Annotated in this window: 9 protein-coding genes; 2 read left to right on the top strand and 7 right to left on the bottom strand. The window is 59.9% G+C overall.

The window, feature by feature from the left end; all coding sequences use genetic code 11:
* Nucleotides 1-465 precede the first annotated feature (465 nt).
* The 3 genes from HHJ06_RS08755 to HHJ06_RS08765 all read right to left on the bottom strand — a co-directional run bounded on the left by HHJ06_RS08755 (nucleotide 466) and on the right by HHJ06_RS08765 (nucleotide 6,407).
* Entirely contained in the window at nucleotides 466-2,706 is a 2,241-nt protein-coding gene (locus HHJ06_RS08755; protein WP_215428956.1) for an inorganic phosphate transporter, read from the bottom strand.
* Nucleotides 2,707-2,820: 114 nt separating this feature from the next.
* Nucleotides 2,821-5,406 carry an ATP-dependent helicase HrpB gene (gene hrpB / locus HHJ06_RS08760; protein WP_215428957.1) on the bottom strand — a complete coding sequence of 862 codons (2,586 nt, stop codon included), beginning with the start codon at nucleotides 5,404-5,406 and terminating at the stop codon, nucleotides 2,821-2,823.
* Between the two features lie 38 nt (nucleotides 5,407-5,444).
* On the bottom strand, nucleotides 5,445-6,407 hold the full coding sequence (locus HHJ06_RS08765) for a phosphatidate cytidylyltransferase (protein ID WP_215428958.1): 963 nt from the start codon (nucleotides 6,405-6,407) through the stop codon (nucleotides 5,445-5,447).
* Nucleotides 6,408-6,960: 553 nt separating this feature from the next.
* Between HHJ06_RS08765 and HHJ06_RS08770 the strand changes: the two genes are divergently transcribed.
* Together HHJ06_RS08770 and rpiB are read left to right on the top strand one after the other, a co-directional pair.
* Nucleotides 6,961-9,174: a carboxy terminal-processing peptidase gene (locus HHJ06_RS08770; protein ID WP_251841477.1), complete on the top strand. Its 2,214-nt coding sequence runs from the start codon at nucleotides 6,961-6,963 to the stop codon at nucleotides 9,172-9,174.
* Between the two features lie 174 nt (nucleotides 9,175-9,348).
* Complete coding sequence (gene rpiB / locus HHJ06_RS08775) at nucleotides 9,349-11,037, top strand: ribose 5-phosphate isomerase B (protein ID WP_286010600.1); 1,689 nt, start codon at nucleotides 9,349-9,351, stop codon at nucleotides 11,035-11,037.
* Nucleotides 11,038-11,165: 128 nt separating this feature from the next.
* Here the strand turns inward: rpiB and HHJ06_RS08780 are convergent, their stop codons facing one another.
* The 4 genes from HHJ06_RS08780 to HHJ06_RS08795 form a co-directional block, all read right to left on the bottom strand.
* The gene (locus HHJ06_RS08780; RefSeq protein WP_215428961.1) at nucleotides 11,166-12,185 is read right to left on the bottom strand and encodes a lipase family protein; all 1,020 of its coding nucleotides are present in this window, start codon (nucleotides 12,183-12,185) and stop codon (nucleotides 11,166-11,168) included.
* Between the two features lie 5 nt (nucleotides 12,186-12,190).
* Nucleotides 12,191-12,604, bottom strand: coding sequence for a hypothetical protein (locus HHJ06_RS08785; RefSeq protein WP_215428962.1), 414 nt, complete (start codon nucleotides 12,602-12,604; stop codon nucleotides 12,191-12,193).
* 216 nt (nucleotides 12,605-12,820) lie between these two features.
* Complete coding sequence (locus HHJ06_RS08790) at nucleotides 12,821-13,228, bottom strand: hypothetical protein (RefSeq protein WP_215428963.1); 408 nt, start codon at nucleotides 13,226-13,228, stop codon at nucleotides 12,821-12,823.
* A gap of 179 nt (nucleotides 13,229-13,407) precedes the next feature.
* The gene (locus HHJ06_RS08795) at nucleotides 13,408-14,460 is read right to left on the bottom strand and encodes a TQO small subunit DoxD (protein ID WP_215428964.1); all 1,053 of its coding nucleotides are present in this window, start codon (nucleotides 14,458-14,460) and stop codon (nucleotides 13,408-13,410) included.
* Between the last annotated feature and the right edge of the window lie 43 nt (nucleotides 14,461-14,503).

Raw genomic sequence — 14,503 nt, forward strand, 5'->3', positions numbered from 1 at the left:
CCCGCGGCAAACCGTCAAACATTCTTCCTTCCAGCCTTTTACGGCGCGGAACGCGCCGTTTGAAGACGAACAAACCCCGGCGAATCCCTTCGCCGGGGCTGCTGTTCAACTAACTACCTATGAAGACGGTTGAATCCTTTAGTGGATGAAGTGCTCTCTCTTTCACTGCACCCGGATCATAACCGTTATGGGTGAGACAGCCGGGCCGGAAATACGTTCAAACATTCCGTTTTTGTATGACACAAGGCTGGAAACACCTCTGCTCCCCTGCATGAAAAAGCGGCTGCGGAATTCCTTCCGCAGCCGCTCCAACTAACTACCTATGAAATCAGGGTTATTCCTAATGGCCAGGAAGGCTTTCGTTCCTCCCTTGCCGGACAACCCTGTCCTTTAAACATACCTGCATCCGGAGCACGCTCAAGGTTTTTCTTTCCTTTTCCCGCAAAATTCCGGATTCCCGCCGCCTTACGCGGCCACAAAGTTCCGTTCGTCGTTCGTCAGGGCGCGCACCTGCACGGCCATGAACCTCATTTCATTAAGCATGTTCAGGTAAAGCAGGGAGGAACGGGTGCGCGTCTGGTTGCGCTGGGCGCGCTTGATCTGCCGCTTGGTGGCTCTTGCCACCAGCTGAAGAAGCTGTTCCTGCGCCACCATCGTATAATCAAACTGGATATACGTTCCCGTCTGGAGCATCTTGCAGTACTCGTCCAGCAGCTTCATCAGGGCCGTATGCACCTCTTTCAGGTCATCCACCTGGTCAATGGTGAACGGCGTATGGTTGTTGTCCACATAAGTGAAAATGGACTCGGAAAACTGCGCCAGGCTCTGCGTGGCTTCGTTCAAATGCTCCAGGGCCTGCACGAAGTGGTAGCCCATGTCCAGGGAACGGGACTGCATCTTGTACAGGATGGGAAGAATGTCGTACTTGTGGTGCTCGCTGCTGGAGAGGGCCAGCCGTTCCGCGGCGTCCGCCAGTTCCTTCAGGGCCTTCCGGTCACTCTGGAAGAAGTTTTCCATGGTGTCATTGTAAATCTCCCGCAACTTCAGCGTGCTGTCCACCACCTGGTGGCTGCACACGTCCAGAATATTTTCTTCCGTAATCTGGTCAAAACGCTCCACGGAAAGCTTGTTCTCCCGCTTGCGGTGCATGATGGTGGATTTCACCAGGATGACGACTACCAGGGCCAGAAGCCCGAAGATGGCGTACACCTGCCCGTAGTGCAGGACGGTGGCCATGACAGCGGCCAGCGTAAAGGCGGCCAGGCCGGTCATGAACCAGCCGGAAATTACCGTCAGTACGCCGGTCACGCGGTAAACCGCGCTTTCCCGGCCCCACGCCTTGTCCGCCAGGGAGGAACCCATGGCTACCATGAACGTCACGTACGTGGTGGAAAGGGGAAGCTGCTTCCCGGTGGCCCACGCGATCAGCAGGGAGGCCACCGTCAGGTTCACCGTGGCGCGGATCAGGTCAAACGCCACGCGGTCCTTGGGGTTCAGAGGCTGGGGGGCCGCATCCCACTGGTGGTTCATGCGCACCAGCATGCGGGCGGGTATGAGCTTCTTCACCCCGCGCCCCAGCGCAATGGCGCTGCGCACGATGGCGCGTGCCGGGGGAACGGAGCCGAAGCGTTCTATGCCGCCTTCACCCTGCCGGGAAAGCTCCACTCCGGTGGCGATTACCGTCTTGGCCTTCTTGGAGAACCACAGCGCGAAGATCATCATGCAGCCCGCGGCAAAAAGAATATAATGGTTCACCGGGGCTCCCTGCCCGGGCATCAGGCACTCCATGGCGGTGATGGAAGAGGTGGAGCCCCCCGCCGCCACCACGCCGCTGGCGTACTGGAAGGAATCCAGGCCGCCCATGAACACGCCGATGAAGTTCACCAGGTCGTTCCCCGCAAACGCCAGGGCCAGGGAGAAGGTGCCCGCCAGCACGGTCAGGCGCAGGATGTTCGTCATGAACAGGTGCTGAAGCAGGAACATGAGCACGGAAAAACCTCCAAAGGCCGCCAGCAGGGACATGCCCAGGTTCTGGTCCACATACTGAATGAATTCGGGCTCCATCAGGGTAGACTCCTTCAAGCCCTTGAATACGGCAAAGTAAGCCACAGCCGTCATAGCGATGCCGCACCAGAAGCAGCCGAACCACCTGAACCGGGACTGGTATTTAAATGTGAACGCCAGACGGGAAATCCACATGACAATGGTGCCCACCGTAAAGGCGATGGCTACGGAAAGAAGAATGCCGGTGACGATTTCAAACGCCTTGTCCGTATTGATGAAGTCCCACACGGACTGCGTCATGTGGAACTGGGAAATCTTGAAGATGGCGGTGGCTACGGCGGACCCCAGAATGCCGAACACCAGGGAAACGGTGGTGGACGTGGGGAGGCCGAAGGTATTAAAGGTATCCAGGAGAATCACCTCACTGATCATCACCCCCAGGAAGAGCAGCATCACTTCGTGATAACTGAACATGTCCGGGTGGAAGATGCCGTTCCGGGCCACTTCCATCATGCCGCCGGAAAAGCAGGCGCCCACCAGCACGCCGATGGAGGCCACGGTCAGGATCACCCGCACCGGGGCAGCCTTGGAACCAATGGCGGAGTTAAGGAAGTTGACGGCGTCATTTGCTACGCCGTTGATCAAGTCAAATGCCGCCAGAAGCAGCAGGGCTACGATGATAATCCAGTAAATTGAGTCCATAACTGTCTCTTGTGATCGGTGGGCGGAGGGCGTCCGCGAGCTGCACCACCGCCTCTTTACACGGAAACGGACGATTTTGCCACTGTTTTGTTACAGAAAAATCCTTTCTTTCCCTCAACGGGAACGGGGGAGGAAATCCAGCTCTCCGGGCTCAGGCCAGCGGTGCCGGGGATAACGCCCCGCCAGGTCTTTTTTCATCTGCCCGTAGCCGTTCCGCCAGAAGCTTTCCAGGGACCCCGTCACCTGCCACGGCCTCTGGTTGGGAGCCAGCACCTCCACCTTCACGGTCATGGCTCCGTTCGCGATGCGCGGGGATTCCGCCACGCCGAACAGGCGCTGCACCGTCAGGCCGATCACCGGCGTGGAATCCTCCCCGTACCTGACCTTGGCGTGCTGGCCGTTGGACAGCGTCATGCTTACCGGGGCATAATCTTCCAGCGCCTTCGCCTGCCAGCCGGAAAGCCAGTCCCGCAGTACCGGAAGGATCTCCCTCTCCTTGATATCCTTGTAGCCCACGGCCCCCTCGCAAGCCAGGGAGATGGCCACCAGCTTGTCCTCCTCTGAAAAACGGGGCAGTTCCAGCTCCGGCATCCACACGCTCAAACCGTTCAGGCGGCGGATCCACTGCTCCACGGAATCATCCCACTTCACCAGCTTCAGGGTGCCATCCACCACCTTCTGCGCCAGGATGGGTGCGGCCAGTTCCGGGGGCGCGTCTCCGCGGTCCCGGTCTTCCAGCACCAGGTCCTCATACATCAGCCTCCGGCGCAGGCGCACGCGGCGCAGCACGGCATCAAAGACGGCCTCCTCCCCGCCGGAAAAACGTTCCGGCCAGACGGCGCGCAGCTCCTCCGGGTCAATGAGCGTGCAGCGGCCCACGCGGGTTTCCACCGCCTTTCCGGACAATTCCGCCACTTCCGCGGCCACAAAATGCTCCCCGTGGAAAACCACGCTGCCCTCCGCCAGCCTGCCCCCCACGCCTCCGGTGATGCGGCACGTGTTGGCGGCCACGCCGTTCCGGACGCCCACATGGTCCGCAAAACTCTCCATCATCGCGCGGACGACGGCGGGACGCGCCGCCGTGAAATCCGGTTCCGGCACGTCACGGAACTTTCCCCGGCTGCCGATGGACAGAAGCTGCCTGTACGCCATCCACACCTCCCGCGCTCCGCGGGCGGAAATTCCCCAGCGGGTGCAGGCCCCCGCATCAAACCCGGCGGCCACGGCCTTTTCCACCGCGCGCCACTCAGCCTGAAAATCCGTATAATCCCCGGAATCCCGCAGATTGTCATTCAAGCCGCCCTTCATCGCTACTCCCTCTCCCTGCATCAGGGCCGCAATGGCGGCCAGCTCCACCACGCACTGTTCATCCTGCCCGGCCACAATCAGGCGCGCCAGCCGCGGCGGCAGGGGAAAAGCCGTCATCCTCCTTCCCACGTCCGTCAGGCTGCCGTCCTCCTCCGTGGAGCCCAGGGCGGCAAGCAGGTTCACGGCACGCCGCATCACCAGCTTATCCGGCGTATCCAGCCAGCGGAAGCCCTCCGGCGCGGTAATGCCCCATGCGGCCAGATTCAGCACGGCTCCCGCCAAATCCACCCGGAAACATTCGGGCGGGTCAAAATCCGCCTTCCGCGCCTGCTCCGCCTCACTCCACAACCGGAAGCAGCGGCCCGGGGCCACACGCCCGGCACGGCCCATGCGCTGGGCGGCGGACGCCTTGGAAATCTTCGTCAGGTGCAGCGTATCCATGCCCCGGTACGGGTCCCAGCCGGACCGGCGCACCAGCCCGGAGTCAATCACGGTGCGCACCCCCTCAATCGTCAGGGAAGTTTCCGCCACATTGGTGGAGACGATGACGCGGGGATTCTCCCCCTGCTCCACGGCACGGTTCTGCTGTTCCGGGGTCAACGCTCCGTAAAGGGGAAAAACATCCCGGCCGCCCATCCACGGCCTGCCCGCCAGCAGCTCCGCCGTCTTCCGGATTTCATACACGCCCGGCATGAACACCAGCACGTCCCCGCAGTCCCCGGCCTTCACCGCCTCCCGCACGGCGTCCGCCGCCTGCTCCCAGACGGGAGGGGGAGCCACCCTGCCCCTTCCGTCGCTGACCAGGCGGGGAGCGCGGTACACGGTTTCCACGGGGTACTGCCTGCCGTGCGCCTCCAGCATGCGGCAGGAATCCCCCATATACTCCCGCAGGCCGGATATTTCCAGCGTGGCGGACATCACCACCACGGCCAGGTCCCGGCGCGGCCCTTCCTGCAAATCCAGCACGCGCCCCAGGGATAAATCCCCGGAAAGGCTCCGTTCATGAAATTCATCAAACACCACGGCGCTCACCCCTTCCAGGCCGGGCCGCTCCGTCAGCCAGCGCTCCAGCATGCCGTCCGTCACGTAGGCAATGCGGGTGCGGGAGGAAATGTGCCGTTCAAAGCGCACCACGTACCCTACTTCCCTCCCCAGCTCCACCCCGCGCATACGGGCCACATGGCGCGCCAGCAGGCGCGCGGCCATGCGCCGCGGCTGAACCACCACTATGAGGCCGCGTTCCCCAAGCCCCGCGTCATCCATCATGGGGGGAACGCCGGTGGACTTGCCGGAGCCCGTGGGCGCTTTCAGCAGAATGCGCGGCGAGGCGGCCTGAAGCGCATCCAGCAATTCACCGCGGATTTCCTCAATGGGAAGGGAGGGAGGAACCATACCGGCTTTTACAGGGGAATCCATTCCGCCGGGACGGTTCAGCCGATGAAGGCCAGCAGGAGCCAGAAGAACGGAATGGTAAAGGAGGGACTGTCAATCAGGTCAAACATACCGCCTATCCCCGGAAGCAGGGAGCCGGAATCCTTGATAGCCAGGCTGCGCTTGACCAGGGAGCCTGCCAGGTCCCCGTAAACGGACAGCAGGAAAATGAAGGAGGTGCAGCCCGCCAGCACCAGCACCTGGGCCGTGGACAGGGCGGAGACCCTGAACATCGGAAAAACCAGCCCGATGGCCGCCGCATTCGTCAGCACCCAGGAGCCCAGGATGCCCTCCCACGTCTTCTTGGGGCTGATATGGGGGATGAGCCTGCGGGAGAACAAGCGCCCCCCCAGCAGAAACCCGCTGACATAGGCAAAAATGTCTGCCAGCTTCGTCACCAGGATGACCCACAGCACGCACATGACGATGGCCGGATAAACATACCCTACCCTCATATAAGCCAGATGCAGGGCCAGGATGGTAAAGGCGAACAGCCAGCCGGGATAAATGAAAGAAAGCAGCGTGGTTGCCACGGAACGGAGCGCACGGCTGCCCACTACCGGATTCTTCATCTCACGGATGAAGGAAATCACCACCAGGAGAACAGGAGCGCCAAGGGCCAGCATCAGGGGGAAAGGAATAAGGAAAGGTCCCTCCTGCATGGTGGCGGTGGCCCGGAACTTGGTCATCCAGCACGCCAGGGACAGGAGCACCGGATACGCCGCGCCAAAGAAAAAGCTCAAATTCGGCTGGGACGCCTTTCTGGAGCGCAGCAGCATATGCCGCCACTCCCAGGCGGACAAAATGCAGAAAATGCAAACGAGCCCGTAATATCCAAGTTCATTGTCCCACCACAGGGCGCCCGCCAGCAAACCCAGCAGAATCACGGTGCTGAACGAACGCTTCAGCAGAACGCCCATGTTGCTTCCGGAAGGGTTCTTGTCCTGATCTGGTGCTCTCATCTCACGCGAAGTGTACAGAAAACCTCCGTGACCTCAACACTGAAATACTTCTTTCCGCCGCCTCCGCGGCAGGAAACGCCCGCTCCCCTTCCTGTCAGCCGCGCCGCAAGCACGGGAAAAGCTCCTTCCACCCCTTCCACCCCTGAACCGCCATGGCGGAAGGGATCAGGAAACCGCTGTTAAAAAGCTCCGCGGCATGCGTAAACACGCGGCCCCGCCTCCCGGCAGCCTTAATATGACAAATGCCGGACTTCCTCACAGAAATTCAAACTTTATGGTGTACAGGTTCTCCAATGAATTTACCCCTTTTCCCTCTCTTCCTTTCCGTGCTCCCCCAGACGGTTTCCGGCGCGGCGCGCGGCATTATTTCCGGACGGACGAAGCCTCTTCCCCCGTCCGGCTTCTCTTTTCCCCATTCGGAAACCCGGCGCATCAAATAGCGTCATGTAGACGTTTTATAAGATAGACAAACACCTCCAAATCAGTAAAAATTACATCCCAGCACTAGCTTTTCTCCCTGAGGGGGAAAACTGCACCATTTTCCGTTATGAACATGCACTCATTCCGTTGGATTCGACTCACAGCATTCTCGGCCCTGGCCGCGGCAGCCATCACCTCCTGCGCCTCTGCGGCCACGGATTTCAACCAGGTGGGCAAGCAAATGTCCCTCCTGCTCCAGAACTTCCACTTCTCCCGCAAGGAATTCAGTGATGAACTGTCCGGCAAATTCCTGGAAACCTACCTCCGCAAGGTGGATCCCAACAAGATTTTCTTCACCCAGCAGGACGTGGACGCCCTCAAGAAAAAATACGGCAAGGAGCTGGACGACTACCTGATGTCCGGCCAGATGATGGACGCGGCACAGGCCATGCACGCCCTGTACCGCCAGCGCGCCATGCAGCGCATCGCCTATGCGCGGGACCTGCTGAAAAAGGGCGGCTTTACCTTTGACAAGGACAGGAGCATTGAACGCTCCCGCCGCAAGACCGCCGCCTGGCCCAAGGATGAGGCGGAAATGCAGCAGGTCTGGAAAGACATGGTGGAGGAACAGCTCCTGTCTGAAATCCTGCGCCGTGAAACCGTGGCGCGCCTGGCCAAGGAACAGAACAAGCCGGACCCCCTGGCCAATGAAAAGCCCGCGGAGGAAAAACTGCTCATGCGTTATGAGCGCATCCAGCGCAACATTCAGGAAACGGATCTGGAAGACGTGGCGGAAACCCTGCTCAGCGCGGTGGCCATGACCTATGACCCCCATACGGACTACATGGGCGCCCGCCAGGTGGACCGCTTCAAGATTTCCATGGGCACGGAGCTCACCGGCATCGGCGCCCTGCTGGGCAGCGAGGACGACGGCTCCACCAAAATCACCGGCATCGTCGTGGGCGGTCCTGCGGACAAATCCGGGGAAATCAAGCTGAATGACCGCATCGTGGCCATTGACTCCAACAACTCCGGGGAAATGGTGGACATCCTGTTCCTGAAGCTGGACAAGGTGGTGGACATGATCCGCGGGGCTGAAAATACGCAGATGCGCATGAAGGTGGAACCTGCGGACGCCCCCGGACAGGCCAAGATCATCACGATGACCCGGTCCAAGGTGCCGTTGAAGGATGAACTGGCCAAGGGAGAAATCATTGAACTCTCCGGAGCTCCGGAAGGGCAGAACCGCATCGGCGTGCTGAGCCTCCCCTCCTTTTATGCGGACATGGAAGGCGGCGACCGCCGCTGCGCCAAGGACGTCAAGAAAATCCTGGAACGGATGAACAAGGAAAACGTGGACGGCTTGGTCATTGACCTGCGCAGCAACGGCGGCGGCTCCCTGGAAGAAGTGCGCCTGATGACGGGCTTCTTTACCGGAAACGGTCCCGTGGTGCAGATCAAGGACACCCGCGGCAACGTGGACATCAAATCCGCCCACAACCGCCAGAAGCTCTTTAACGGCCCCATCGTGGTGCTCATCAACAAGCTCAGTGCCTCCGCCTCTGAAATTCTGGCGGCGGCCCTCCAGGACTACGGCCGCGCCGTCATCGTGGGGGATGAATCCACCTTCGGAAAAGGGTCCGTGCAGCAGCCGGTGGACATCGGCCAGTACCTGCCCTTCTTTGCCGCCAGGGACCGCGCCGGCCTCCTGAAAGTCACCACGCAGAAATTCTACCGCGTGGCGGGCGGCTCCACCCAGCTCAAGGGCGTGGAGAGCGACATCCAGCTCCCCACCGCTACGGCGGCGTTTGAACTGGGGGAAGACATCCTGGACTACGCCATGCCCTATGACCAGATCACGCCCTGCACCAACTACAAAAAGGACTCCTCCATCGCGGCCATGCTCCCCACGCTGAAGGAAGCCAGCGCAAAGCGCGTGGAAAAAGACCGCGACCTCCAGCTTGCCAAGGAAGACATCTCCATGATGAAGCAGCGCATCAAGGAGAACAAGCTCTCCCTGAACAAGAAAGCCAGGGAGCAGGAAAACGCCACCCTGGAAGCGCGCCGCAAATCCATCAACAAGGAACGCAAGTCCCGCTTTGCGGAAATGGCCAAGGAAGACGCCACCAGGTACAAGATTTACCGCCTGACGCTGGATGACGTCAACGCCAAGGAACTTCCCCTGGCGGACCCTGAAAAGGACAATGAACAGTTCATGCACCTGGCGGAAGACCCCACGGCGGAACTGGATGATTCCCCGGAATATCCCTCCGGTCTGGACCCCGAACTCCGGGAAGGCATCAACATCGTCCAGGACATGCTGAAGCTGGAATCCGCCGGAAAATAACGGCCATTCCACATCCCTCTCCAGGCGCCCCGGTTTTCTCCAGAAACCGGGGCGCCTCTTTTTCCGGGGAAATACCGGGCCCGGTACATCCTGAAACGGTCCGGAGTGAATCCGGGGCTTGCCAGCCGGGGTGAAATAAGGCAGAATCCCTGCCCGTCAGCAATGAGCACCACCATGAATACGACATATAAAATTGCCATCGGCGCAGACCACGCCGGAGTCGACCTCAAGGAAACCGTAGTAGAACTCCTCAAGGCATGGGGCCATGAAGTGACCGACATGGGTACCATGACCAAGAATTCCTGCGACTATTCCGACTACGCCAATGCAGTCGCAAGCAGCATTGCTGACGGTACCAACGACCGCGGCATCCTCATCTGCCGGTCCGGAATCGGCATGAGCATCGCCGCCAACCGCTGGGTGGGCGTGCGCGCCGCCCTCTGCCGCACGGCTCCCGCCGCGGCCCTCTCCCGCCAGCACAATGACTCCAACCTGCTGTGCCTGGCCTCCGCCTATGTGGACAATGAAAGCGTGGAAGACGTTCTGGACGCATGGCTGCACGCAGACTTTGAAGGCGGACGCCATGAACGCCGCGTCGTCAAATCCTCCGGCAGCCCCCTGCAGTGGACGGACCCGGAACTGGCCGCGTTCATCCAGGAGGAAGGGCGCCGTGAAAGCAACAACATTGAGCTGATCGCCTCTGAAAACTTCGCCTCCCCCTCCGTCCGGGAAGCCCAGGGCTCCCTGCTGACCAACAAATATGCGGAAGGCTACCCCGGCAAGCGCTGGTACGGCGGCTGCGAGGTGGTGGACAAGGTGGAACAGCTCGCCATTGACCGCGTGCTGAAAATCTTCGGCGGGGACCATGCCAACGTGCAGCCCCACTCCGGCTCCCAGGCCAACATGGCCGTTTACTTCTCCGTGCTCAAGCCCGGCGACACCATCCTGACGATGGACCTTTCCCACGGCGGCCACCTCACCCACGGCCACCGTGCCAACTTCTCCGGCAAGCTGTACAACGTGGTTCACTACGGCGTCTCCCAGGAAACGGAAGCCATTGACTACGATGCCCTGGAAAAACTGGCCATGGAAGTGAAGCCCCAGATGATCACGGCAGGCGCCAGCGCCTACTCCCGCACGATCGACTTTGAACGCATGGGCCAGATCGCCAAGGCCTGCGGCGCGTACCTCTTTGTGGACATGGCCCACATCGCCGGCCTGGTGGCCGGGGGCCAGCACCCGAACCCGGTCCCCTATGCGGACTTCGTCTCCTCCACCACGCACAAATCCCTGCGCGGCCCGCGCGGCGGCTTCGTGATCTGCAAGGAGGAATACGCCAAGAAGCTGGATGCGGCCGTGTTCCCCGGCATGCAGGGCGGCCCGCTCATGCATGTGGTCGCCGCCAAGGCGGCCTGCTTCGGTGAAGCGCTCAAGCCTGAATTCAAGGACTACGCCGCCCAGGTGGTGAAAAACGCCAAGGCCATGGCGGACAAGATGACGGAACTCGGCTTCCGCGTCGTCTCCAACGGCACGGACAACCACGTATTCATGGTGGACCTGCGCAACAAGGGCATCAACGGCGCGGACGCCCAGGAAGCCCTGGACCGTGTGGGCATCACCGTGAACAAGAATGCCATTCCGTTTGACACGGGCTCCCCCATGAAGCCCTCCGGCATCCGCATCGGCACGCCCGCCGTAACCACTCGCGGCATGAAGGAAAAGGATGTGGAACAAGTGGCGGAATTCATCGCCCGCGCCCTGGCCCTGTACGTGGGCGACCAGGTCTGCCCGAATCCGGACGGCTTTGCCCAGCTCAAGGAAGAAGTCTCCGCCTTCAACCGCAACTTCCGCCTGCCTCATTAAGAGAATTGCCTCTTCACGTTCAAGCCGTCCCATTGCCAGCAATGGGACGGCTTGCGCTTTTCATGGGAATAATGAGAACGGGAGGGGATCGCATCAAAGGGCCTTCCGGTCCGGCACCCAGCGCTCTGCTAACGGGGATCTGCCGGAATGTTTCCTCCTCCCCCTGTAGCTGCCATATAACAGGCGGCTACATCAGCAATGCCGTGGCCGTTGGAAAGAGGCGCATTCTGCCTGGGGATGCGGTACCGGCCGCCCACCAATCCTCCGCCATACGTACTGACCCGATCACAGTAAGTGGTTATATGGTCCAGCACGCCGGCAGCGGCCGTCAAATGGGCTGCCCCCAGCACCCGCAAGGAATTACCGGATAAACCTGCAGCATTGACCGCAACGCCGCCAACCGGGAGAGGAGACGGTACATTGGCCGCCACACCGAATTGGGCCATGCCGCCGCCCAGGGAATGCCCGGTGGTCTGCAAGGACACTATTCCCGGCACATTATTCAACAAATGGCGGATCAGTCCCGCCGCCCTGATGTAGCAAATATCACAGGAATACAACTGGAAAATATCCGTCAATAAATTGGGGGCAAAGACACCCCAATGTCCCGTATCCGTCCCGCGAAACGCCACATACACGTTACAGCCACCGTTCCCGTCGGCCTCCTGCTTGATGTAGGCATTAAACCCATGGCGCACATGGACATGCCCGCTGGCGGGATCGTAGCCGGTTGCACCGCCAAAAGGAGAGAAAGCATGATTCAGGGAGGCCAATGGAACGCCCGGCAGCAGGGCTGCGTCAGGATGCGGCGCCATTCCCATCAGGTACCCTCCAGCACCCGGATTAAGGTAGGCATACCGGGAAAAAGTGACCCAAGTGGGAATGCGGGCAGGATAATGCGTATTATCGCGGTAATGAAGGCGGCAACTTAACCTGGCCGTGACAATGCCGGCCAATATCTGAACCAGAGCGGAATGCCGGGTCAGAGGCAACCCCGAAAGTCTTTCCATGATGTAATTATAATGAGGAAGCGCCGCATGGCCTTCCTGAACGAGAAAGGCATCCAGCCTGCGTCTCCCATCCCGGTGGGAAAAATACCTGGTCGCAATAAAATCAAGCAGGTGTCTGAGATGAAGTAATGGAGTCATGGTATTTATCGAATTGAATTTTGAACATAATTCAGCACATCACGTTCTTCATCCGTGAGTGTGCCGCCCAGTTGCTCTTTTCTTGACAAAATCTCCCGGGAGAACAGGAGAACATCCTGATACAGGGACGCGATCTGGTTCTGTTCCAGTTGGTCCAGGGCTTCAAACCCCTTCAGCTTGCCCAGCTGGGTTTCCACCCACTCCCGGATTTTCCCTTCGTCGGGTTCAGGCGCGGAGTCCGCAAACTTTTCCCACTCCTCCAGCCAGGTATTCGGGATTTCCACTTCAGCCAGAGCCTGGAGCACTTGCTGCTCCAGATCATCCAGCTTGCCTTCCAGCCGTTCCATTTTTTCCAGGAACTGCTTTTCATCCGGTTCCGGAAAATGGAAGGATGAATCATTATTTTTCTCGTCAGACATGATGTTTCAACATGGGTTGCGGTTTACCGCCGCATCCGGAAGGGATGCGTCCAACGGCAAACGCTGCATGAATACCCTGGCCTCCTGCGTCCGGAAAGAAAACAGGGGCTTTCCCAATACGGGGAACCATCATTCACAACAGCCATGCGCGCCTTGCAGCGGCATGGAGAGGCACGGCATGAACAAATGCCATTACAAAGCCATACGGGAAGCCGGCTATTTCCCCTCCCCGCCCAAACGGCTTTCCATGGACATCAGGGTGCATTTGGCGGCAAGCCATGCGTCCCGGGCCTTGAGAACCTCCATTTTATCACCCGTATTGGAGGCGCAGGCTTTTTCCGCCACCCGGAAGGCCTGTTCCAGAGACTTGGCCAGCTCCTTCTGGATGGCAAGGGCATCTTCCGGAGAGGCGGCATTGTCACGGCGGAATTCCAGCAAATTCACGTTGGCCCGGATTACGGCATCCCAGTGGGCAAGGCCGGACTTGTACTGTTCCTGCGCCAGTTCAGCCATGCTGGACAAAAGCTGTTCCCTTTGCTTGAGGAGGGAATTCAAGGTTTCTTCCGCCAGAGAAGCGGGCGAAAAGCAGGCAAGACAGAATATGAGCAGGGTAGTTTTCATCATTCCCCTTTTATCGCCATCGCCACCCTTGTCAAGATGGAAATGAACGTATCCTTCTGAAAAAGAAAAGCTCCTGCGGAAGACAAGCAGCTTGTCGCGAACGAACACGCTTATCGTCCGGAAGAATTTCCCCCACGGGAACTCTTCTCCTTATCCTGTCTTTCTCCATCTTCCGGGACCGCTCACGCACCGCCAGCCTTCCGGACCGGAGCGGACCATTCCTTGCCGCTCACGTCCGTCAGCACCACGGAGACCGGACCTTCCGGGACCACGGGCAGTGCGGCGGGGAGCGTCACGCCGGCCTTCGCCCCCAGTGGAATAACCAGACCGAAAGCTCCCGGCTTAATCCACGCGATAAAACTATTTTCAATAGCGGAAGGAGGGAGGGCGGAAAGCTCGTCCGCCTCCATCTTCCACAGGGTATTTCCCTGTCCGTCCGTCAGCCGGACGCGGACCAGGAAGGAACCGTAGGTGTCCACGCCCTCCGTGCGGTATACGTTGAAGCGCAGGCCATCCCCGGAGAGGGAGGCCCCGCTGACTTCCAGCAGCGGTTTCACGGATTTGTTATGGAGCGGCCCCCAAACCCCGCCATGGAAGAACTGGTTGGTTCCCAGCGTGACGAACATCATGAACACGGCGGACCAGATGGAAACCTTCGCCAGCTTCCGGTACCCCAGCGGCAGCGGACCGGAGGCCACCCACGCAAACAGGGAAGCCCGGCGCGCGCAGCACGGAAGCTGTGCCAGCCTGCCGTCCAGCGAACAGGAACCGCCCCCCGTCAGGAAGAGGAGAAGCCCGGCGCACATTCCCAGAATGCCTATCTGCCATTCATCCAGGCAGGTGGTTCCCAGCCACCCGGAACCCAGCAGAATCCCCAGCGCCAGGGAGAAAACCCCTACGGTCGCCAGACGCGTCAGCAACCCCAGCATGAGCATCAGCCCTACCAGGCATTCAATGATGGTAAACGCCGCCATAAACCACCAGAGTTCGGACGGATGCGTCACCAGATATTCAATGACCGGCTTGATGCCCAGCGCATTGGGAAGAAAATGGTTGAATTTGACGCCGATGTACCCCGGATCATCCGGAATCAGCTTGTTTTCCAGAACCAGGCGGCGCCAGAAAGCGGAGAAATACGTCCAGCCCACCACCAGGCGGAGAGGAAGGGCTATCACCGCGGCCCAGCGGTAGGCCTCAGGCCGGAGGGAGGAATCATGGAAACGTTCTTCTTTCATCTGGTCAAATTTTACAGTATTCCGTTATCCTATTTCCACCGGA

Origin of the sequence: Akkermansia muciniphila (assembly GCF_018709685.1) — a bacterium.
Classification (GTDB): Bacteria; Verrucomicrobiota; Verrucomicrobiia; order Verrucomicrobiales; family Akkermansiaceae; genus Akkermansia; species Akkermansia muciniphila_E.